Origin of the sequence: Pseudomonas sp. LPH60 (assembly GCF_030718165.1) — a bacterium.
In the GTDB taxonomy this organism is placed as follows: domain Bacteria; phylum Pseudomonadota; class Gammaproteobacteria; order Pseudomonadales; family Pseudomonadaceae; genus Aquipseudomonas; species Aquipseudomonas danubii.
On sequence record NZ_JAVAJH010000008.1, the window covers coordinates 313,244 to 328,216 of the forward strand.

A 14,973-nucleotide genomic window follows, 5' to 3' on the forward strand; every position below is an offset into this window, starting at 1 on the left:
AGCAGCCCATGAGCGTCTTGAACTTTCCACGGATCTACCTCAACGGTTTCATGTTCTGGAACCCGCCAACCTTCAACAACAACGATGTGCTGCCGCTATACGACGCGGTGAAGATGCAGATGAACTGGCCTTTCCTGAACCGGTACGGGATCAACGACAAGAATGCCCCGCAAACGCTGATGCCCTGGGGCATCACGCCGCTGGCCTACAAGAACGTCCCGGACTACGTGCTGCAGGTGCCCACCAACGGCGATCCCAACAACTACCCGATGATTCCCGCCGAGTGGGATCTGTTCGGCGACAACGCCTGCGGCACCGTGGACTACCAGCAGTTGCGCTCGGTGATCATCGGCGGGGAATCCAAGGTCGACAGCTACATCGACAGCGATCCGCTGATCAACAAGTCCTACCAACTGCTGGGCAACTCCTTCGGCAACCCGACCCCGACCGCCGCACGCTTCGTCGACGTCAGCCCCTGGCAGAACACCTTCACCGCCCTGTACTTCGACAAGTTGGTGCTCGGTGACGCCACCTGTGGCCTGACCCTGAAACACACGTACCGCATGCTCAACCGCTTTCTCGACTTCAACTGGGGCGCCTTTGGCGGCCTGGTCTACGTCACGGCCACCTGGCAGACCTGCTTTCCCAAGGACCAACTGGAATGGGTCATCGGCGACTCAAAACTGTTGAAAAACCTGCAGGATGAAATGCTCAGTCAGAACGCCCAGGGCCTGATGATCAGGTTCACCACCTACCTGACCGTCTATGACAAGAACGGCCTGTTCAACGACTTCAAGATCGTCAACAGCCATTCCCAGGCGCCCTGGGACATGTCCAGGCTGCAGATGCTCTATCAAATGGGCCTGGACAACCCGACCGAAACCTTCTTCAACCCGGCCTACAGCCGCACCGCTGGCACCCTTGGCCTGTGGTTCGCCAATGAGTTCCCCACCGCACCGGCCGGCCAGCGCCTGGTGCCTAAGACTTCGGTGCCGTTCTACAAAAAGGTCCCGGACGATACGCAGATCCATGCGGATGAACAGTTGGTCAATCTGGGCGTGATCAGCGCCGAGCTCCACGGCGACACGCTGTCTCTGGATCTGGGCAATACCTTTCCGATCTACCCGGACGTCCATGATGGCCCGGCCGCCCCCGATCTGGATGGCCGCAACAACGCTGTTCCGGTCGCCGCCAAGTTCCACGTCGGCGACTTTGAGTTGGGGGTCCAGCAGGGCGGCAACTTCGAGCCCCTGACCAGCGTCAGCTACGAGCAATATCAGCAGAGCGCCTTTGACAAGCGTTCCGGCCTGCTGGACCTGCCCCTCGATACCAGCGCCCAGGCCCTGTTGAAAAACGGCAACCTGGCACTGCGCCTGAAGGGCACGGATACCATCGCCGCCGAACAGCAGATGTGGACCGCGGAAGTCATCGAGAGCGGCAGCTTCATCGACGTCGGTGACAGCCGGACGCTGAACATCATGGTGCAAAACAACGGCAAGCCCGCAACGGCCGGCACCACCTTGTGGGTCGCCGAGTACAACAACGCCTACATGCTGACCACCAGCAACTACTACCTGGCGTTCAGCAACCCGGCAGATTTCGTGCTGATCACTGACTATCCCAAAGCGCGTGCCAAGAACAAGCCGGGAATGCCCCAGTTCATCGGCGGTTCGCAGCATCCGAGCCTGTTAAGGGAGGGCAGTGGCAGGAGCCTGAGTGCCATGATCGTCAGGGGTTCCGCGTGCGATGAGCCGGTCAGCAACGCCATCACCTATCAGGAGTTCCTGAAAACCCCGGCCGCGGTCGATCTGAGGCCCTGCCTGAGGTTCGAGAACCCGCAAGCGATGAGCGGGCAACTGGATAATGACGCCGGCATGGGCGCCACCGTGAACTACAGCCTGACCCGCATCCAGACCAATGCCGACGGCATTGCCCAGTTGACGGTGCATGCCGTGGCGCCGGGCTTCCCCACTGTGCGGTTTTTCATCCAGGACGATCCGACGGGCATTCCGTTCAGCTTCTCCTACACCGGTGCCTTCACCGACTTCCTTTCGCCGCTGCGGGTGCTGCCGCAAGAACCGCAGATGCTCAAGGACTTCATCGACTTCTGGAACGGCGTGTGCAAGTTCGACGACGCCAACGTGCGGATCTGGAACGGCTTCATCTTTCCGCAAATCCTCCAGCCCTTCTATTACCTCTACCCGATCATGAACAAGTACATGCCGCTCAACTCCCTGCAACGCATCGAGGGCGCGATCGAGCAGTTCATCAAACTGATCAGCAAGGAGTATCAGGAGGCCAGCACCCTGGCCATGCCTATCACCCGGGACTTGCCGCAGAGCCGTCGCCAGGTGCTGGAAATCTGGGCCAAGGACCTGGTGAGCACCGGCTACCCGCCGACCCAGCTGAACCTCGACGACTATCAGCAAGGCTGAGCCGCAACGGCCATGCACTGGAACACCGGGCGACCTGGGTCGCCCGGCTTTGCAAAGGAGAGTCAGATGAACGCCAGTTTCTTCAAGCGCCTGCTGTTGGCCGCCACCCTGCTGTGCGCCAGCCAGACACTGTGGGCCCAGAAATACCCCGACAACGTCTACTTCAACATGGGCGTGCACAACACCAAGGGCTGCGACGCCCTGAACAACAACTGCGTGATCAAGCGCAAGGCCGGCGAGCCGACCGATCCGCTCTATCCGGCAACCTGGGTCAGTGACTGGACCATGTACCGGGTCACCGCCAACTACGATAAGAACCCGCCGCCCTACAGCAGCCCGCCCAGCACCCTGCAACCTGCCGACTACACCGTGTCCCAGGGCAGCAGCTACTACGACAATGACTATGTCCCGGCCGACGGCGACGGCTCCGGGGCGATGATGGAGCACTACGAGAAATACTGCCTGCCGATCTTCCCGATCAAGGACAACAACTACACCTGCTCCTTCGTCTCCCTGGGTAACAAGGCCTACTTCCTCACCTACCCCGAGGACCGGCCTAAGGACATGCCGGCCTGCTGCCTGTTCTCGCCCATGAACCACCCGCCGCGCCGGGACTTCATCAAGCACCTGCCCTACAGCGCCGCCCGCAGCCAGCATCTGGACGGCAGCGTGCAGGCCTACGCCTTGGAGCTCAAACCCGGCAAAGGCAGCCCACCCATCCTCTTCGGCTATGCCTTCTACAAGCAGGCCACCAGCGACGGGCCGGGCCAACCGGCCTATCAACATCCGCAGTCGTTCTATTTCTCCGGTGATGCCAGCGTCGCCAACGCGCCCATCGTCAGCCAGAACTACCGCAACTGGAGCAATGCAAAGCCGGACCCGGCCAAGACCTGGGACCAGGTGGCGAAGATGTGCCCGGTCAACCCGCCTGACTGCCAGCTCTTCACGCCACCGCCATCGCTGAAGAACGGTGCACGGCCACAGTGGAACCAACTTTCACCCACCCCGCAGTGACAGGAGCCGCCTCATGAACCATTGGAGCCGTTTCACCGCCCTGTTGTTGCTTGGCCTGGGCAGTCAGCAAGCCAGCGCCCTGCAACCCAGTGCAGCGGGGGCGCAAACCAGCTGCCCACCCACAGCAACGGTGCCTGCCGCCGGCGCCTCGCAGCAGGCTTTCGATCAATACAGCTGGCAGATGTTCATCAACCTGAACTGGCCGGCCCAGGCGGGGCAGCGCGGAGTGGCCGATTGCAGCAAGCCCCTGGGCAGCCCAGGCGATACCGTGTGGCAGACCTACAAGAGCGTCAGCGAGACCTTCCTCCCCGGGGCCAAGAATCCGGGCCCCTGGAACTCGCAACTGCCCCGCAGAAACCTCAGCCTGATCAACATTGCCGCGGTCAAGAACACTCAGGTGGTGCAAGCGGACAACCAGGCGGTGGGCGGCTGGCTGATTGATCAGCGCGGCAACCCGACCTACTACGACATCGCCGCCAACGAGGTCTCCTACAACTACATCGTCGCTAACGACTTCTACAACGCGGTGGTCGTCGATGCCGCGAAGAACATCGGCTTTCCCAACAACGCCGGCGAGATCAAGAGCAGCTGGCGCATCCTCACCAGCGCCGACGACAGCAGCCGCTATCTGACGATGAAGGCACTGGTCACCCAGTTCGACAGTCAGGGACAGCCCAATGGCACCACCGAGGCCAACTTGGGATTGGTGGGGCTGCACATCATCAGCAAGGTGGAGGGGTTCCCGCAGTGGATCTGGTCGACCTTCGAGCAGGTCGACAACGTGCCGCCCAAGACCCAGCTGGGGGGCCGTTGGGTGGACCAACCGGCCTCGGGGATTTTCTACTCCTACTTCAACGCCAAGGCACCCGCCGAAAGCCTCAACCAGTCCCCGTGCCTATGGCAGCAACAGGCGGGAAAGATGGTCTGTACGCCCAAACCCGGTAGCAGCTTCAGCACCCCTGACCCGCTGAACCGGGTCACCCCGATCACGGACGTCACCCAGCAGATCAATACCCAGTACCAGAGCGATCCGCAGGTACAGCAGAGCGTGTTCAAGTACTACCAGTTGATCACCACCCAACGCCCACAGTCGCCGGACAACCCCGGCAATCCGTTGGGGCAGCCAACGCCGTCGCTTTCGGCCAACGTCACCATGGAAAGCTACATCCAGACCAACAGCAGCTGCATGAACTGCCACTCCATGGCGGCACCGCTCAACAGCCAGTACAAGAGCGACTTCTCCTTCCTGTTCAGATTCGCCCAAGCCCCGGTCAGCAGCGTCACCAAGGATAAGGAATAGAACATGAGCATATTGAATGGACCCCGACTGAACTTCTGGGGCGGTATCTCCACCGACGTCAGCGTGCCGAACAACTCGCCGACCTTGCCCAACGGCATCACCACGTCCCTTGAGCTGTTCGACCTGACCACCTCGACCGTGGCGGACCAGGCCAAGACCTACAGCGATGAGCACCTGTACCAACTGATCAACGCCCCGGACCCGAGAATCGGCCCCAACAGCCGGTACACGGCCGGCGGCTGGAACCACTATGGCGAACACGTGGTGACACTGCACAAAGCGTTGATCAGTTCCCAAGGCACCCCGGGCAACATTGCGTTGGAAGGGGATATGGTCGGCCAACCGGTCTACCTGCTCGGCTCCGTTACACCCGGCACCGGACAAGGGCCCTACTCCGGCCCGATGATGGTCGACCTGGACCCCACAGCCAGCACCACGACCCAGATCTTTGTCGGAGGCCTGCAGATCGGCAACGGCAACACGCCTGAGCTACTGATTCGCTGGGATACCGTGTGCAGCAGTTTCGACCTCAACACTCGGGTGCTGGAGCCGGCAACCATGGACTCACCAGGTTCCTTCCATGCCAGCGGCACCTTTCAACTGACCTTTCCGCTGAGCAGCATCGTCAGCTACAACAAGGAAAGTGCCGGACTCAGGGCCCTGATCGAAGCGCCTAACGCGACTGGGATCGTGCTGCGTTTCGTGATGTTCGAAATGTGTCCGACCCTGACTACCGAGCAATTGAACGCCGACTACGCCGCCAACCAGTTCAGCCCGAACCCGAGCATCGGCCGAATCATCGGCACCCTGGCCACGGCGTTTACCGATGAGCCGCAAATCTGTCCGCCGGGCCGGCAAATCATCAATGCCGACAAAGACCTGAACATCAACAGCGTTGCCTATGCCGAGGTTGCCAACGGGCAACTGAGCATCGACATGGTCAACCTGATCCCCAAGCAGACGTTCAGGGCTGTACGCGACGACATCACCAGCCCCATCGGTCCCAACGCCGACTACGGGACCGTCACCATTGCGGCCGGAACGACGCCCCTGGCGAGCTTTGAGCCCAGCGACCCGCTGCTGCAGGACTACTACCGGTACGGCGGCATCATCGACGTGCCGCTCAACTCGACCCAGACACAGTTGGTGCAGAGCACGCCCTTGTGCATCAGTGCCCCCGGGACCACCCGCAACCCGGCGCTGTCGGCTCCCGAATGCCCGTATCGGGTCTACAGCGATCAGCGCAACACCTACCTGGACCCCGACAGCAGCGGCGTGCAGATCACCTTGCAAGTCCGTTACCTGGGAGCACCGGTACAGGAAGATACGCCAATCAGCATCGACGCCTCGGCGACCGCCGTCTATCAAGCCAATCGCTACTGGAACTTCCTGGAGCTTCCGAACTCGGTAACGGTACCGGCTGGTCAACCTTCGGTGAGCTTCAACGTCGTCCCCGTCGCCGGTTCCAATACCCAGGCCGGTTTCACCACACTGACCTACACCATCGACAACAACCCTCTGACCCAGAGCTTCAGCAACTTCCGCAAGTACGCCTGGAGCGACTTCGGCATTCCAACCGGCAGCATCGTCACCTGGGAGCAGGCGTTTCAAAACGTGCTGCGCTTTCATTACCTGGCCTTCCCTGCCATGTCGCGCTACATCCAGCTCAATCAACCCGACGCGGTGATGGGTTACAAACAGGCGATCCTGGCCCGGATATCCCCCGAGTACCAGAACACCACCTTGTACATGTCCGTGGTGCGTTCGATGTCGCCGAGCCAGCGCTCCCTGCTGACCGCCTATCTCAACGGCACGCCCTGGCAACCTTGAACAAGGAGAAGACCATGCCCGTTGCTTTACACATTCCCGCCCAGCCGGAACAGTTGCTGCGCTCAAGCAACATCATCGCCCAGGGGCTGCTCAACCCTCGCGGTATCTGCGTGGAAAACGATGGCAGCCTGCTGCTGGTAGAAGCTGGCTCAGGCCTGCCGGACCAAGCGTTCAGCGGTCGCATCAGTCGCCTGCGACCAGATCCTCACGCCCCCGGCACCTACCTGCCACCCGAGGTTCTGGCCAAGGGTTTTCGCTCGATGAACATGCAGTCGCGGATGCTGCGCGATGAAATCATGGGGCTGTCGGACATTGCCTTCGGTACCGGGCGCTACCTGGCCAGCCAGACCGATTACGTCGCCGGTTCCAAGCTTCTGGACCTGCAATACAGCCCGCCCGAGCCGCTGTTCCACAGCCACGGCAACCTCAACTCATTGTGCTATCACCCCGCGCGCCAGAGCTGGCTGGCGGTCAAGCCCGATACCAACCAGTTGGTGGAGTTCACTCAGGGTGAGGAGCAGATCCTGGCCCAACTGCCCGACCTGGATCAGGGCCAGGAAGCCGTACCCGTGACCCTGGTGCATGAGCCACAGACCGACGCGGTGCTGATCAGCCTGTTCTCTGGCGAGCTGCACAGTGACCCGGCGCGAAAGGGCATCGACTTCGCCGACAAGGCGGGCCAGGTAATCCGGGTCTGGCCCGAGAGTGGCAGGATCGAGGTACTGATTCGCGGGCTGCAATTGCCCACCGGGCTGGCGCTTGACCCGCAGGAGCGGATTCTGGTGCTGGAACTGTGCGACCGGCTGTTGCAGCCCCTGCAGCCCGACTGGTCCGGCGAGACCTTGCACGGCGGCTTTGCCCGCTTCAGTGGACGGCTGCTGCGCTGCGACCTGCAGCAACGCAGTGTGCAAGTGCTCGCCAACGAACTGGATACACCGTCCAATCTGTGCTGCGTCGAGGGGGCGGTGCTGGTGAGCGAAGGCATGGGCCTCAGTGGACGGCCGATTCCCACACCGGATCATCAGGTGGTTGCCCTGAGCGGTCGATTGCGCCGAGTGCAACTTTGAGCCCAATCCCAGCGCCTGAAAGGAAACAGTCCGGCATAAAAAAGGGGCCCTGTACGGGGCCCCTTTCTCATCGATACTGAATGCTCGAGGGAGCAATCAGAACGGAATATCGTCATCGAAGCTGTCGAAATCCGGTGCCGGCTGCGGAGCGGCCTGCTGTGGCGCCGGACGCGACTCACGCTGTGGCTGCGGAGCAGGACGGGACTGCTGAGGACGCGGTGCCGAGTTGGACATGCCGCCCTGGCCTTGCTGGTCGCCCTGTGGACGGCCACCCAGCAGCTGCATGGTGCCTTGCATGTCGACAATGATCTCGGTGGTGTAGCGCTTGATGCCGTCTTTTTCCCACTCGCGAGTCTGCAGTTTGCCCTCGATGTAGACCTGGGAACCCTTGCGCAGGTACTCACCGGCAATCTCAGCGACCTTGCCGAACATCGAAACACGGTGCCACTCGGTGCGCTCGACCTTCTGACCGGTCTGCTTGTCGGTCCACTGTTCGCTGGTGGCCAGACTCAGGTTGGTCACGGCGTTACCGTTAGGCAGATAGCGAACTTCGGGATCCTGGCCGCAAGTACCGACCAATATGACTTTGTTAACCCCACGGGCCATAACGTTCTCCTAGGCTTCGCGCGGCGACGGCGCTGAGTTGACCAACTGCTCGAGCGTCGCGCGATCCAATAATTCGGTGTCCAATTTGATGTAAATGGCAGCCTCTTCGGCCACCACCACGGCATCTGTTACTCCAGCGACGGCTTTCAGGCGCTCAACCAGACCAGCTTCGCGGATCGCTTCAGGCGATAACGGCAAGCGCAGGCTCGTCACATATGGAGGCTCGCGCATGGTAACAGCAAAGCCCAACCAGAGTGCAGCCAGACCTGCGCATCCAAGGAACACAACCGACAAACCGCCATGCTGGAACAACCAGCCGCCGAGGATGCCGCCCAGTGCCGAACCGAGGAACTGGCTAGTGGAATACACCCCCATCGCCGTGCCCTTGCCGCCTGCCGGCGAGACCTTGCTGATCAGCGACGGCAACGACGCCTCCAGCAGGTTGAATGCGGTGAAGAACACCACGGTGCCGATCACCAGCGCCCGCAAACTGTCGCCGAACTCCCAGAAGAATAGCTCGGTGAGCAGCAGCGTACTGACCGCGCCGAGCAGAACTCGTTTCATCTTGCGTTTTTTCTCGCCATAGATGATGAACGGGATCATGGCGAAGAAGGAAATCAGCAACGCGGTGAGGTAGACCCACCAGTGCTGTTCCTTGGGCAAACCGGCCTTTTCCACCAGTGCCAGGGGCAAGGCGACGAAGCTCGACATCAGCATGGCGTGCAACACGAAGATACCAAGATCCAGGCGCAGCAGATCGGGATGCTTGAGGGTCGGGATCAGCGCTTGGCGCGCCACGCCGGACTCGCGGTGCTGCAACGGGCCGGTGGAGCGCGGGACCATGAAAGCAACGATCAGGATGCCCACCAGGGCCATGGCCCCCGTGGCCAGGAACAGCCCCGACAGACCAAAGCTGCGGGTCAGCAGCGGACCGACCACCATGGCCACGGCAAAGGACAGGCCGATGGTCATGCCGATCATGGCCATGGCCTTGGTCCGGTGCTGCTCGCGGGTCAGGTCCGAAAGCAGCGCCATCACTGCGGCGGAAATCGCCCCGGCACCTTGCAGGATTCGTCCGGCGATCACGCCCCAGATCGAATCGGCATTGGCCGCCAGCACGCTGCCCAGGGCGAACACGATCAACCCCAGGTAAATCACTGGGCGACGACCGATACGGTCGGAAATGATGCCGAAGGGAATCTGGAAAACCGCCTGGGTCAGACCATAGGCGCCAATCGCCAAGCCGATCAGAGCCGGGGTCGCTCCTGCGAGATCCATTCCATAGGTCGCCAGGACCGGCAGTACCATAAACATGCCAAGCATACGGAAGGCGAACACCAGGGCCAGACCGCTCGCTGCGCGGGTCTCGCTGCCACTCATGCGTTCGCTGTGGGGATCGTGCATGGATAAACCTCATGTGAACCGGCGGCGATTCTACCAGTCCGATCGATTGAGGGGGTATATGGCGACGCTTTGCCGCGCAGCCCCAACAGCGAGCAAAAAAGCACCGCATGATAGTGTGCATCCATCCAGTGTTTGGTTTTATACTCCTGCCTTTACGCCCGCCGATCGAGGCCACTTTTGGACAAGATTCTGATTCGTGGGGCCCGCACCCACAACCTGAAGAACATCGACCTGACCCTGCCGCGGGACAAGTTGATCGTCATCACCGGGCTGTCTGGGTCCGGCAAGTCGTCCCTGGCTTTCGACACGCTTTATGCCGAAGGCCAGCGCCGCTATGTCGAATCGCTGTCGGCTTACGCCCGACAGTTCCTGTCGATGATGGAAAAGCCCGATGTCGACACCATTGAAGGGCTGTCGCCGGCGATATCCATCGAACAGAAATCCACCTCTCATAACCCGCGCTCCACCGTCGGCACCATTACCGAAATCTACGATTACCTGCGCCTGCTCTATGCCCGCGTGGGCACCCCGCGCTGCCCGGACCACGACATTCCGCTGGAAGCCCAGACCGTCAGCCAGATGGTCGACCTGGTGCTGGCGCAGCCCGAAGGCAGCAAGCTGATGCTGCTGGCCCCGGTCATTCGTGAGCGCAAGGGCGAACACCTCTCGGTCTTTGAAGAGCTGCGGGCCCAGGGCTTCGTGCGGGCCCGGGTCAACGGCAAGCTGTTTGAACTGGACGAGTTGCCGAAGCTGGATAAACAGAAGAAGCATTCCATCGATGTAGTGGTCGACCGCTTCAAGGTGCGTGGCGATCTGCAGCAGCGTCTAGCAGAGTCCTTTGAAACCGCGCTGAAACTGGCGGACGGGATTGCCCTGGTAGCGCCGATGGACGACGAGCCGGGGGAAGAGATGATCTTCTCCGCCCGTTTCGCCTGCCCGATTTGCGGTCATGCCATCAGCGAACTGGAACCCAAGCTGTTCTCCTTCAACAACCCCGCCGGCGCTTGTCCTACCTGCGACGGTCTGGGGGTCAAGCAGTTCTTCGACATCAAGCGCCTGGTCAATGGCGAACTGACCTTGGCCGAAGGGGCGATTCGCGGCTGGGACCGCCGCAACGTCTATTACTTCCAGATGCTCGGTTCACTGGCCTCTCATTACGGCTTCAGCCTGGAAGTACCGTTCAACCAACTGCCGGCGGATCAGCAGAAGGTCATCCTGCACGGCAGTGGCACCCAGAACGTCGACTTCAAGTACCTCAACGACCGGGGCGACATCGTCAAGCGCTCCCACCCCTTCGAAGGCATAGTGCCGAACCTGGAACGGCGCTATCGGGAGACCGAATCGGCCACCGTCCGTGAAGAGCTGGCCAAGTTCCTCAGCACCCAGCCCTGTCCGGATTGCCGTGGCACGCGCCTGCGTCGCGAGGCTCGCCATGTCTGGGTCGGCGAGAAGACCCTGCCGGCGGTCACCAGCCTGCCCATCGGCGATGCCACGAACTACTTCGGTACGCTGAAACTCACCGGACGCCGTGGTGAGATTGCCGACAAGATCCTCAAGGAGATCCGCGAGCGCCTGCAGTTCTTGGTGAACGTCGGGCTCGACTACCTCACCCTGGATCGCAGCGCCGATACCCTGTCCGGCGGCGAAGCCCAGCGTATTCGCCTGGCCAGCCAGATCGGTGCCGGCCTGGTGGGGGTCATGTACATCCTCGACGAACCATCCATTGGCCTGCACCAGCGGGACAATGATCGGCTGCTGGGGACCCTGAAACACCTGCGGGATATTGGCAACACCGTAATCGTGGTTGAACACGACGAAGACGCTATCCGCCTGGCCGACTATGTGGTGGATATCGGCCCGGGCGCCGGTGTGCACGGTGGCCATATCGTCGCCGAAGGCACGGCTGCTGAAGTCATGGCGCACCCGGACTCGTTGACCGGCAAGTACTTGTCGGGCCGGGTGAAGATCGTGGTGCCGGCCAAACGTACGCCGCGCAACAAGAAGCTGTCCCTGACACTCAAGGGCGCTCGCGGCAACAACCTGCGCAATGTCGACCTGGAAATTCCCATCGGCCTGCTGACCTGCGTGACCGGGGTTTCCGGCTCGGGCAAGTCGACGCTGATCAACAACACCCTGTTTCCATTGAGCGCCACAGCATTGAACGGTGCCACGACCCTGGAAGCAGCGCCTCACGACAGCATCAATGGTCTGCAGCACCTGGATAAGGTCGTGGATATCGATCAGAGCCCGATCGGTCGTACTCCGCGCTCCAACCCAGCCACTTACACCGGGCTGTTTACGCCGATCCGCGAGTTGTTCGCTGGGGTTCCTGAGTCCCGTTCCCGAGGCTACGGGCCTGGACGCTTCTCCTTCAACGTCAAGGGTGGACGCTGCGAAGCCTGCCAGGGCGATGGCTTGATCAAGGTCGAGATGCACTTCCTGCCGGACATCTACGTGCCCTGCGATGTGTGCAAGAGCAAGCGCTACAACCGCGAGACGCTGGAGATCAAGTACAAGGGCAAGAGCATCCACGAGGTGCTGGAAATGACCATCGAGGAGGCCCGCGAATTCTTCGCTCCCGTCCCGGCCCTGGCGCGTAAGCTGCAGACCCTGATGGATGTGGGCCTGTCCTACATCAAGCTCGGTCAGTCGGCTACCACGCTGTCTGGCGGCGAGGCTCAACGGGTCAAGCTGTCACGCGAGCTGTCCAAGCGTGACACTGGCAAGACCCTGTATATCCTCGATGAACCGACCACTGGGTTGCACTTCGCGGATATCCAGCAATTGCTGGACGTCCTGCACCGCCTGCGTGATCACGGCAACACAGTGGTAGTGATCGAGCACAACCTGGATGTGATCAAAACGGCCGACTGGCTGGTGGACCTGGGGCCGGAAGGCGGCTCCAAAGGCGGCCAGATCATCGCCGTCGGCACCCCGGAACAGGTAGCGGAAATGCCGCAGTCCCACACCGGGCACTACCTCAAGCCGCTGCTAACCCGCGATCGAGCCTGAGCCCCATGAAAAAGCCCCTGTCATCTCACGGTGACAGGGGCTTTTTTACATCTCAGGCTTGACGCATCTACCGTAGGAGCGAGCTTGCTCACGAACCGGTATCCACGCCTTATGCAGTCAGAACTGCGACTGCAGGTAGTTCTCCAGCCCGATGGATTTGATCAGGCCCAACTGCTTCTCCAGCCAGTAGGTGTGATCCTCCTCGGTATCTGCCAACTGGATACGCAGAATGTCGCGGCTGACGTAGTCCTTGTGCAGTTCACACAGCTCGATGCCTTTGCACAGCGCAGCGCGAACCTTGTATTCAAGGCGCAAGTCGCTGGCCAGCATGTCCGGCACCGTGGTCCCGGTGTCGAGATCGTCAGGACGCATGCGCGGCGTGCCTTCGAGCATCAGAATGCGGCGCATCAGGGCATCGGCGTGTTGCGCCTCTTCTTCCATTTCGTGGTTGATACGCTCGTAGAGCTTGGTAAAGCCCCAGTCTTCGTACATCCGCGAGTGGATGAAATATTGGTCGCGTGCTGCCAGTTCGCCCGTCAGCAACGTGTTGAGGTAATCGATTACGTCCGGGTGACCTTGCATCGCCCTACATCTCCCTGCTTGAAAGTCGATAGTGTGAACCAAGCTGACTTGCAGGTCACTTAGAAATAACCGAAAAAGTGAAGATTATCTGAGAAAAGCAGTATAAATAACGCAAAAACCGCCCAAATGAGGGCGGTTCTGCTTCTTATTTAGACTTACTTGAGCGATACACCCAAAGCCTTGGCAATACCCTCGCCGTAAGCCGGGTCAGCCTTATAGAAATGTTGCAGCTGACGATCAACCACATCAGCAGTCACTCCAGTCATGGCACCGGCAATGTTGTTGATCAACAGAGCCTTCTGCTCATCATTCATCAAGCGGAACAGAGCTCCTGCATGACTGTAATAGTCGGTGTCTTCGCGATGATCGTAGCGGTCTGCGCCACCGCTAAGGGCAAGGGGCGGTTCTGCGTAGCGTGGAGCCTGCTTAGGCGCATCGCTGTAGCTGTTGGGCTCGTAGTTCGGCGCAGCACCGCCATTGCTTCCGAAAGCCATGGAGCCGTCGCGCTGATAGCTGTTCACCGGGCTCAGCGGCGCATTCACTGGCAGTTGCTGGTGATTGGTACCAACGCGATAACGGTGAGCATCGGCGTAAGCAAACACCCGGCCCTGCAGCATGCGATCTGGAGAAAGCCCGACCCCTGGCACCATGTTGCTTGGTCCGAAAGCGGCCTGTTCGACCTCAGCGAAGTAGTTCAGCGGATTGCGGTTCAACTCCAACTCGCCAACCTCGATCAACGGGAACTCCTTCTGCGACCAGGTCTTGGTCACATCGAACGGGTTCTCATAGTGCGCCGCGGCTTGCGCCTCAGTCATGATCTGGATGCACACGCTCCACTTCGGAAAGTCGCCGCGCTCGATCGCGTTGAACAGGTCGCGCTGAGCGTAATCCGGATCGGTACCCGCCAGACGTGCAGCCTCTGCCGGCGCCAGATTCTTGATGCCCTGCTTGGTCTTGTAGTGCCACTTGACCCAGTGCCGCTCGCCCTTGGCGTTGATCAGGCTGTAGGTGTGACTGCCAAAGCCGTGCATATGACGGTAACCGTCTGGAATGCCCCGATCGGAAAACAGAATGGTTACCTGGTGCAGCGCCTCAGGCGAATGCGACCAGAAGTCCCACATCATCTGAGCACTTTTCAGGTTGCTCTGAGGAAGGCGCTTCTGGGTGTGGATGAAATCGGGAAACTTCAGCGGGTCACGAATGAAGAAGACCGGGGTGTTGTTACCCACGATGTCCCAGTTGCCTTCTTCGGTGTAGAACTTAAGGGCAAAGCCGCGGGGATCGCGCTCGGTGTCAGCCGAACCACGCTCGCCGCCTACTGTAGAGAAACGCAGGAAGGTCGGAGTTTTCTTGCCAACCGCTTCAAACAACTTGGCACTGGTGTATTGGGTGATGTCGCGAGAGACCGTGAAAGTGCCGTAGGCACCCGAGCCCTTGGCGTGCACGCGACGCTCAGGGATATTCTCGCGATTGAAATGGGCGAGTTTTTCGATCAGGTGAAAATCGTCGAGAAGCAGCGGGCCACGAGGGCCGGCGGAACGGGAATTCTGGTTATCAGCGACAGGAGCGCCACTAGCGGTAGTAAGAGTTTTGGTCTGGCTCATGCACAATCTTCCTCTGTCAGTCTGTGAAACTGCCGGCTAATCGGCTGACGAAGAGTATTGACCAGCAGTGTTACAAGATCCAATGCATTACACATTAGCTAACGATAGAAATATCTAAT

At 60.4% G+C, this 14,973-nt stretch carries 10 protein-coding genes; 6 read left to right on the forward strand and 4 right to left on the reverse strand.

The features are described 5' to 3' along the window. Window positions 1-8 precede the first annotated feature (8 nt). From Q8O96_RS26680 to Q8O96_RS26700, 5 genes are all read left to right on the forward strand, one after another. Entirely contained in the window at window positions 9-2,435 is a 2,427-nt protein-coding gene (locus tag Q8O96_RS26680; RefSeq protein WP_305949739.1) for a hypothetical protein, read from the forward strand. 66 nt (window positions 2,436-2,501) lie between these two features. Beyond that, entirely contained in the window at window positions 2,502-3,449 is a 948-nt protein-coding gene (locus Q8O96_RS26685) for a hypothetical protein (protein WP_305949740.1), read from the forward strand. Window positions 3,450-3,462: 13 nt separating this feature from the next. Then, on the forward strand, window positions 3,463-4,749 hold the full coding sequence (locus Q8O96_RS26690; protein ID WP_102865266.1) for a hypothetical protein: 1,287 nt from the start codon (window positions 3,463-3,465) through the stop codon (window positions 4,747-4,749). Between the two features lie 3 nt (window positions 4,750-4,752). Next, window positions 4,753-6,579, forward strand: a complete 1,827-nt coding sequence (locus Q8O96_RS26695; RefSeq protein WP_115581044.1) for a hypothetical protein — start codon at window positions 4,753-4,755, stop codon at window positions 6,577-6,579. A gap of 14 nt (window positions 6,580-6,593) precedes the next feature. Then, entirely contained in the window at window positions 6,594-7,646 is a 1,053-nt protein-coding gene (locus tag Q8O96_RS26700) for a hypothetical protein (protein ID WP_305949741.1), read from the forward strand. A gap of 96 nt (window positions 7,647-7,742) precedes the next feature. Here the strand turns inward: Q8O96_RS26700 and Q8O96_RS26705 are convergent, their stop codons facing one another. After that, complete coding sequence (locus Q8O96_RS26705; protein ID WP_011063767.1) at window positions 7,743-8,252, reverse strand: single-stranded DNA-binding protein; 510 nt, start codon at window positions 8,250-8,252, stop codon at window positions 7,743-7,745. A gap of 9 nt (window positions 8,253-8,261) precedes the next feature. Next, window positions 8,262-9,656 carry an MFS transporter gene (locus Q8O96_RS26710; RefSeq protein WP_102865263.1) on the reverse strand — a complete coding sequence of 465 codons (1,395 nt, stop codon included), beginning with the start codon at window positions 9,654-9,656 and terminating at the stop codon, window positions 8,262-8,264. A gap of 177 nt (window positions 9,657-9,833) precedes the next feature. Here Q8O96_RS26710 and uvrA point away from each other — a divergent pair, with 177 nt between their 5' ends. Continuing rightward, a complete protein-coding gene (gene uvrA / locus Q8O96_RS26715) occupies window positions 9,834-12,668 on the forward strand; it encodes an excinuclease ABC subunit UvrA (protein ID WP_305949742.1) in 2,835 nt (944 codons plus the stop codon). Window positions 12,669-12,785: 117 nt separating this feature from the next. On the opposite strand, the gene bfr is transcribed toward uvrA, so the two are convergent. Both bfr and Q8O96_RS26725 read right to left on the reverse strand, forming a co-directional pair. Continuing rightward, entirely contained in the window at window positions 12,786-13,250 is a 465-nt protein-coding gene (bfr, locus tag Q8O96_RS26720; protein ID WP_025129396.1) for a bacterioferritin, read from the reverse strand. A gap of 155 nt (window positions 13,251-13,405) precedes the next feature. Then, window positions 13,406-14,854, reverse strand: a complete 1,449-nt coding sequence (locus Q8O96_RS26725; RefSeq protein WP_102865261.1) for a catalase — start codon at window positions 14,852-14,854, stop codon at window positions 13,406-13,408. Window positions 14,855-14,973: the final 119 nt, after the last annotated feature.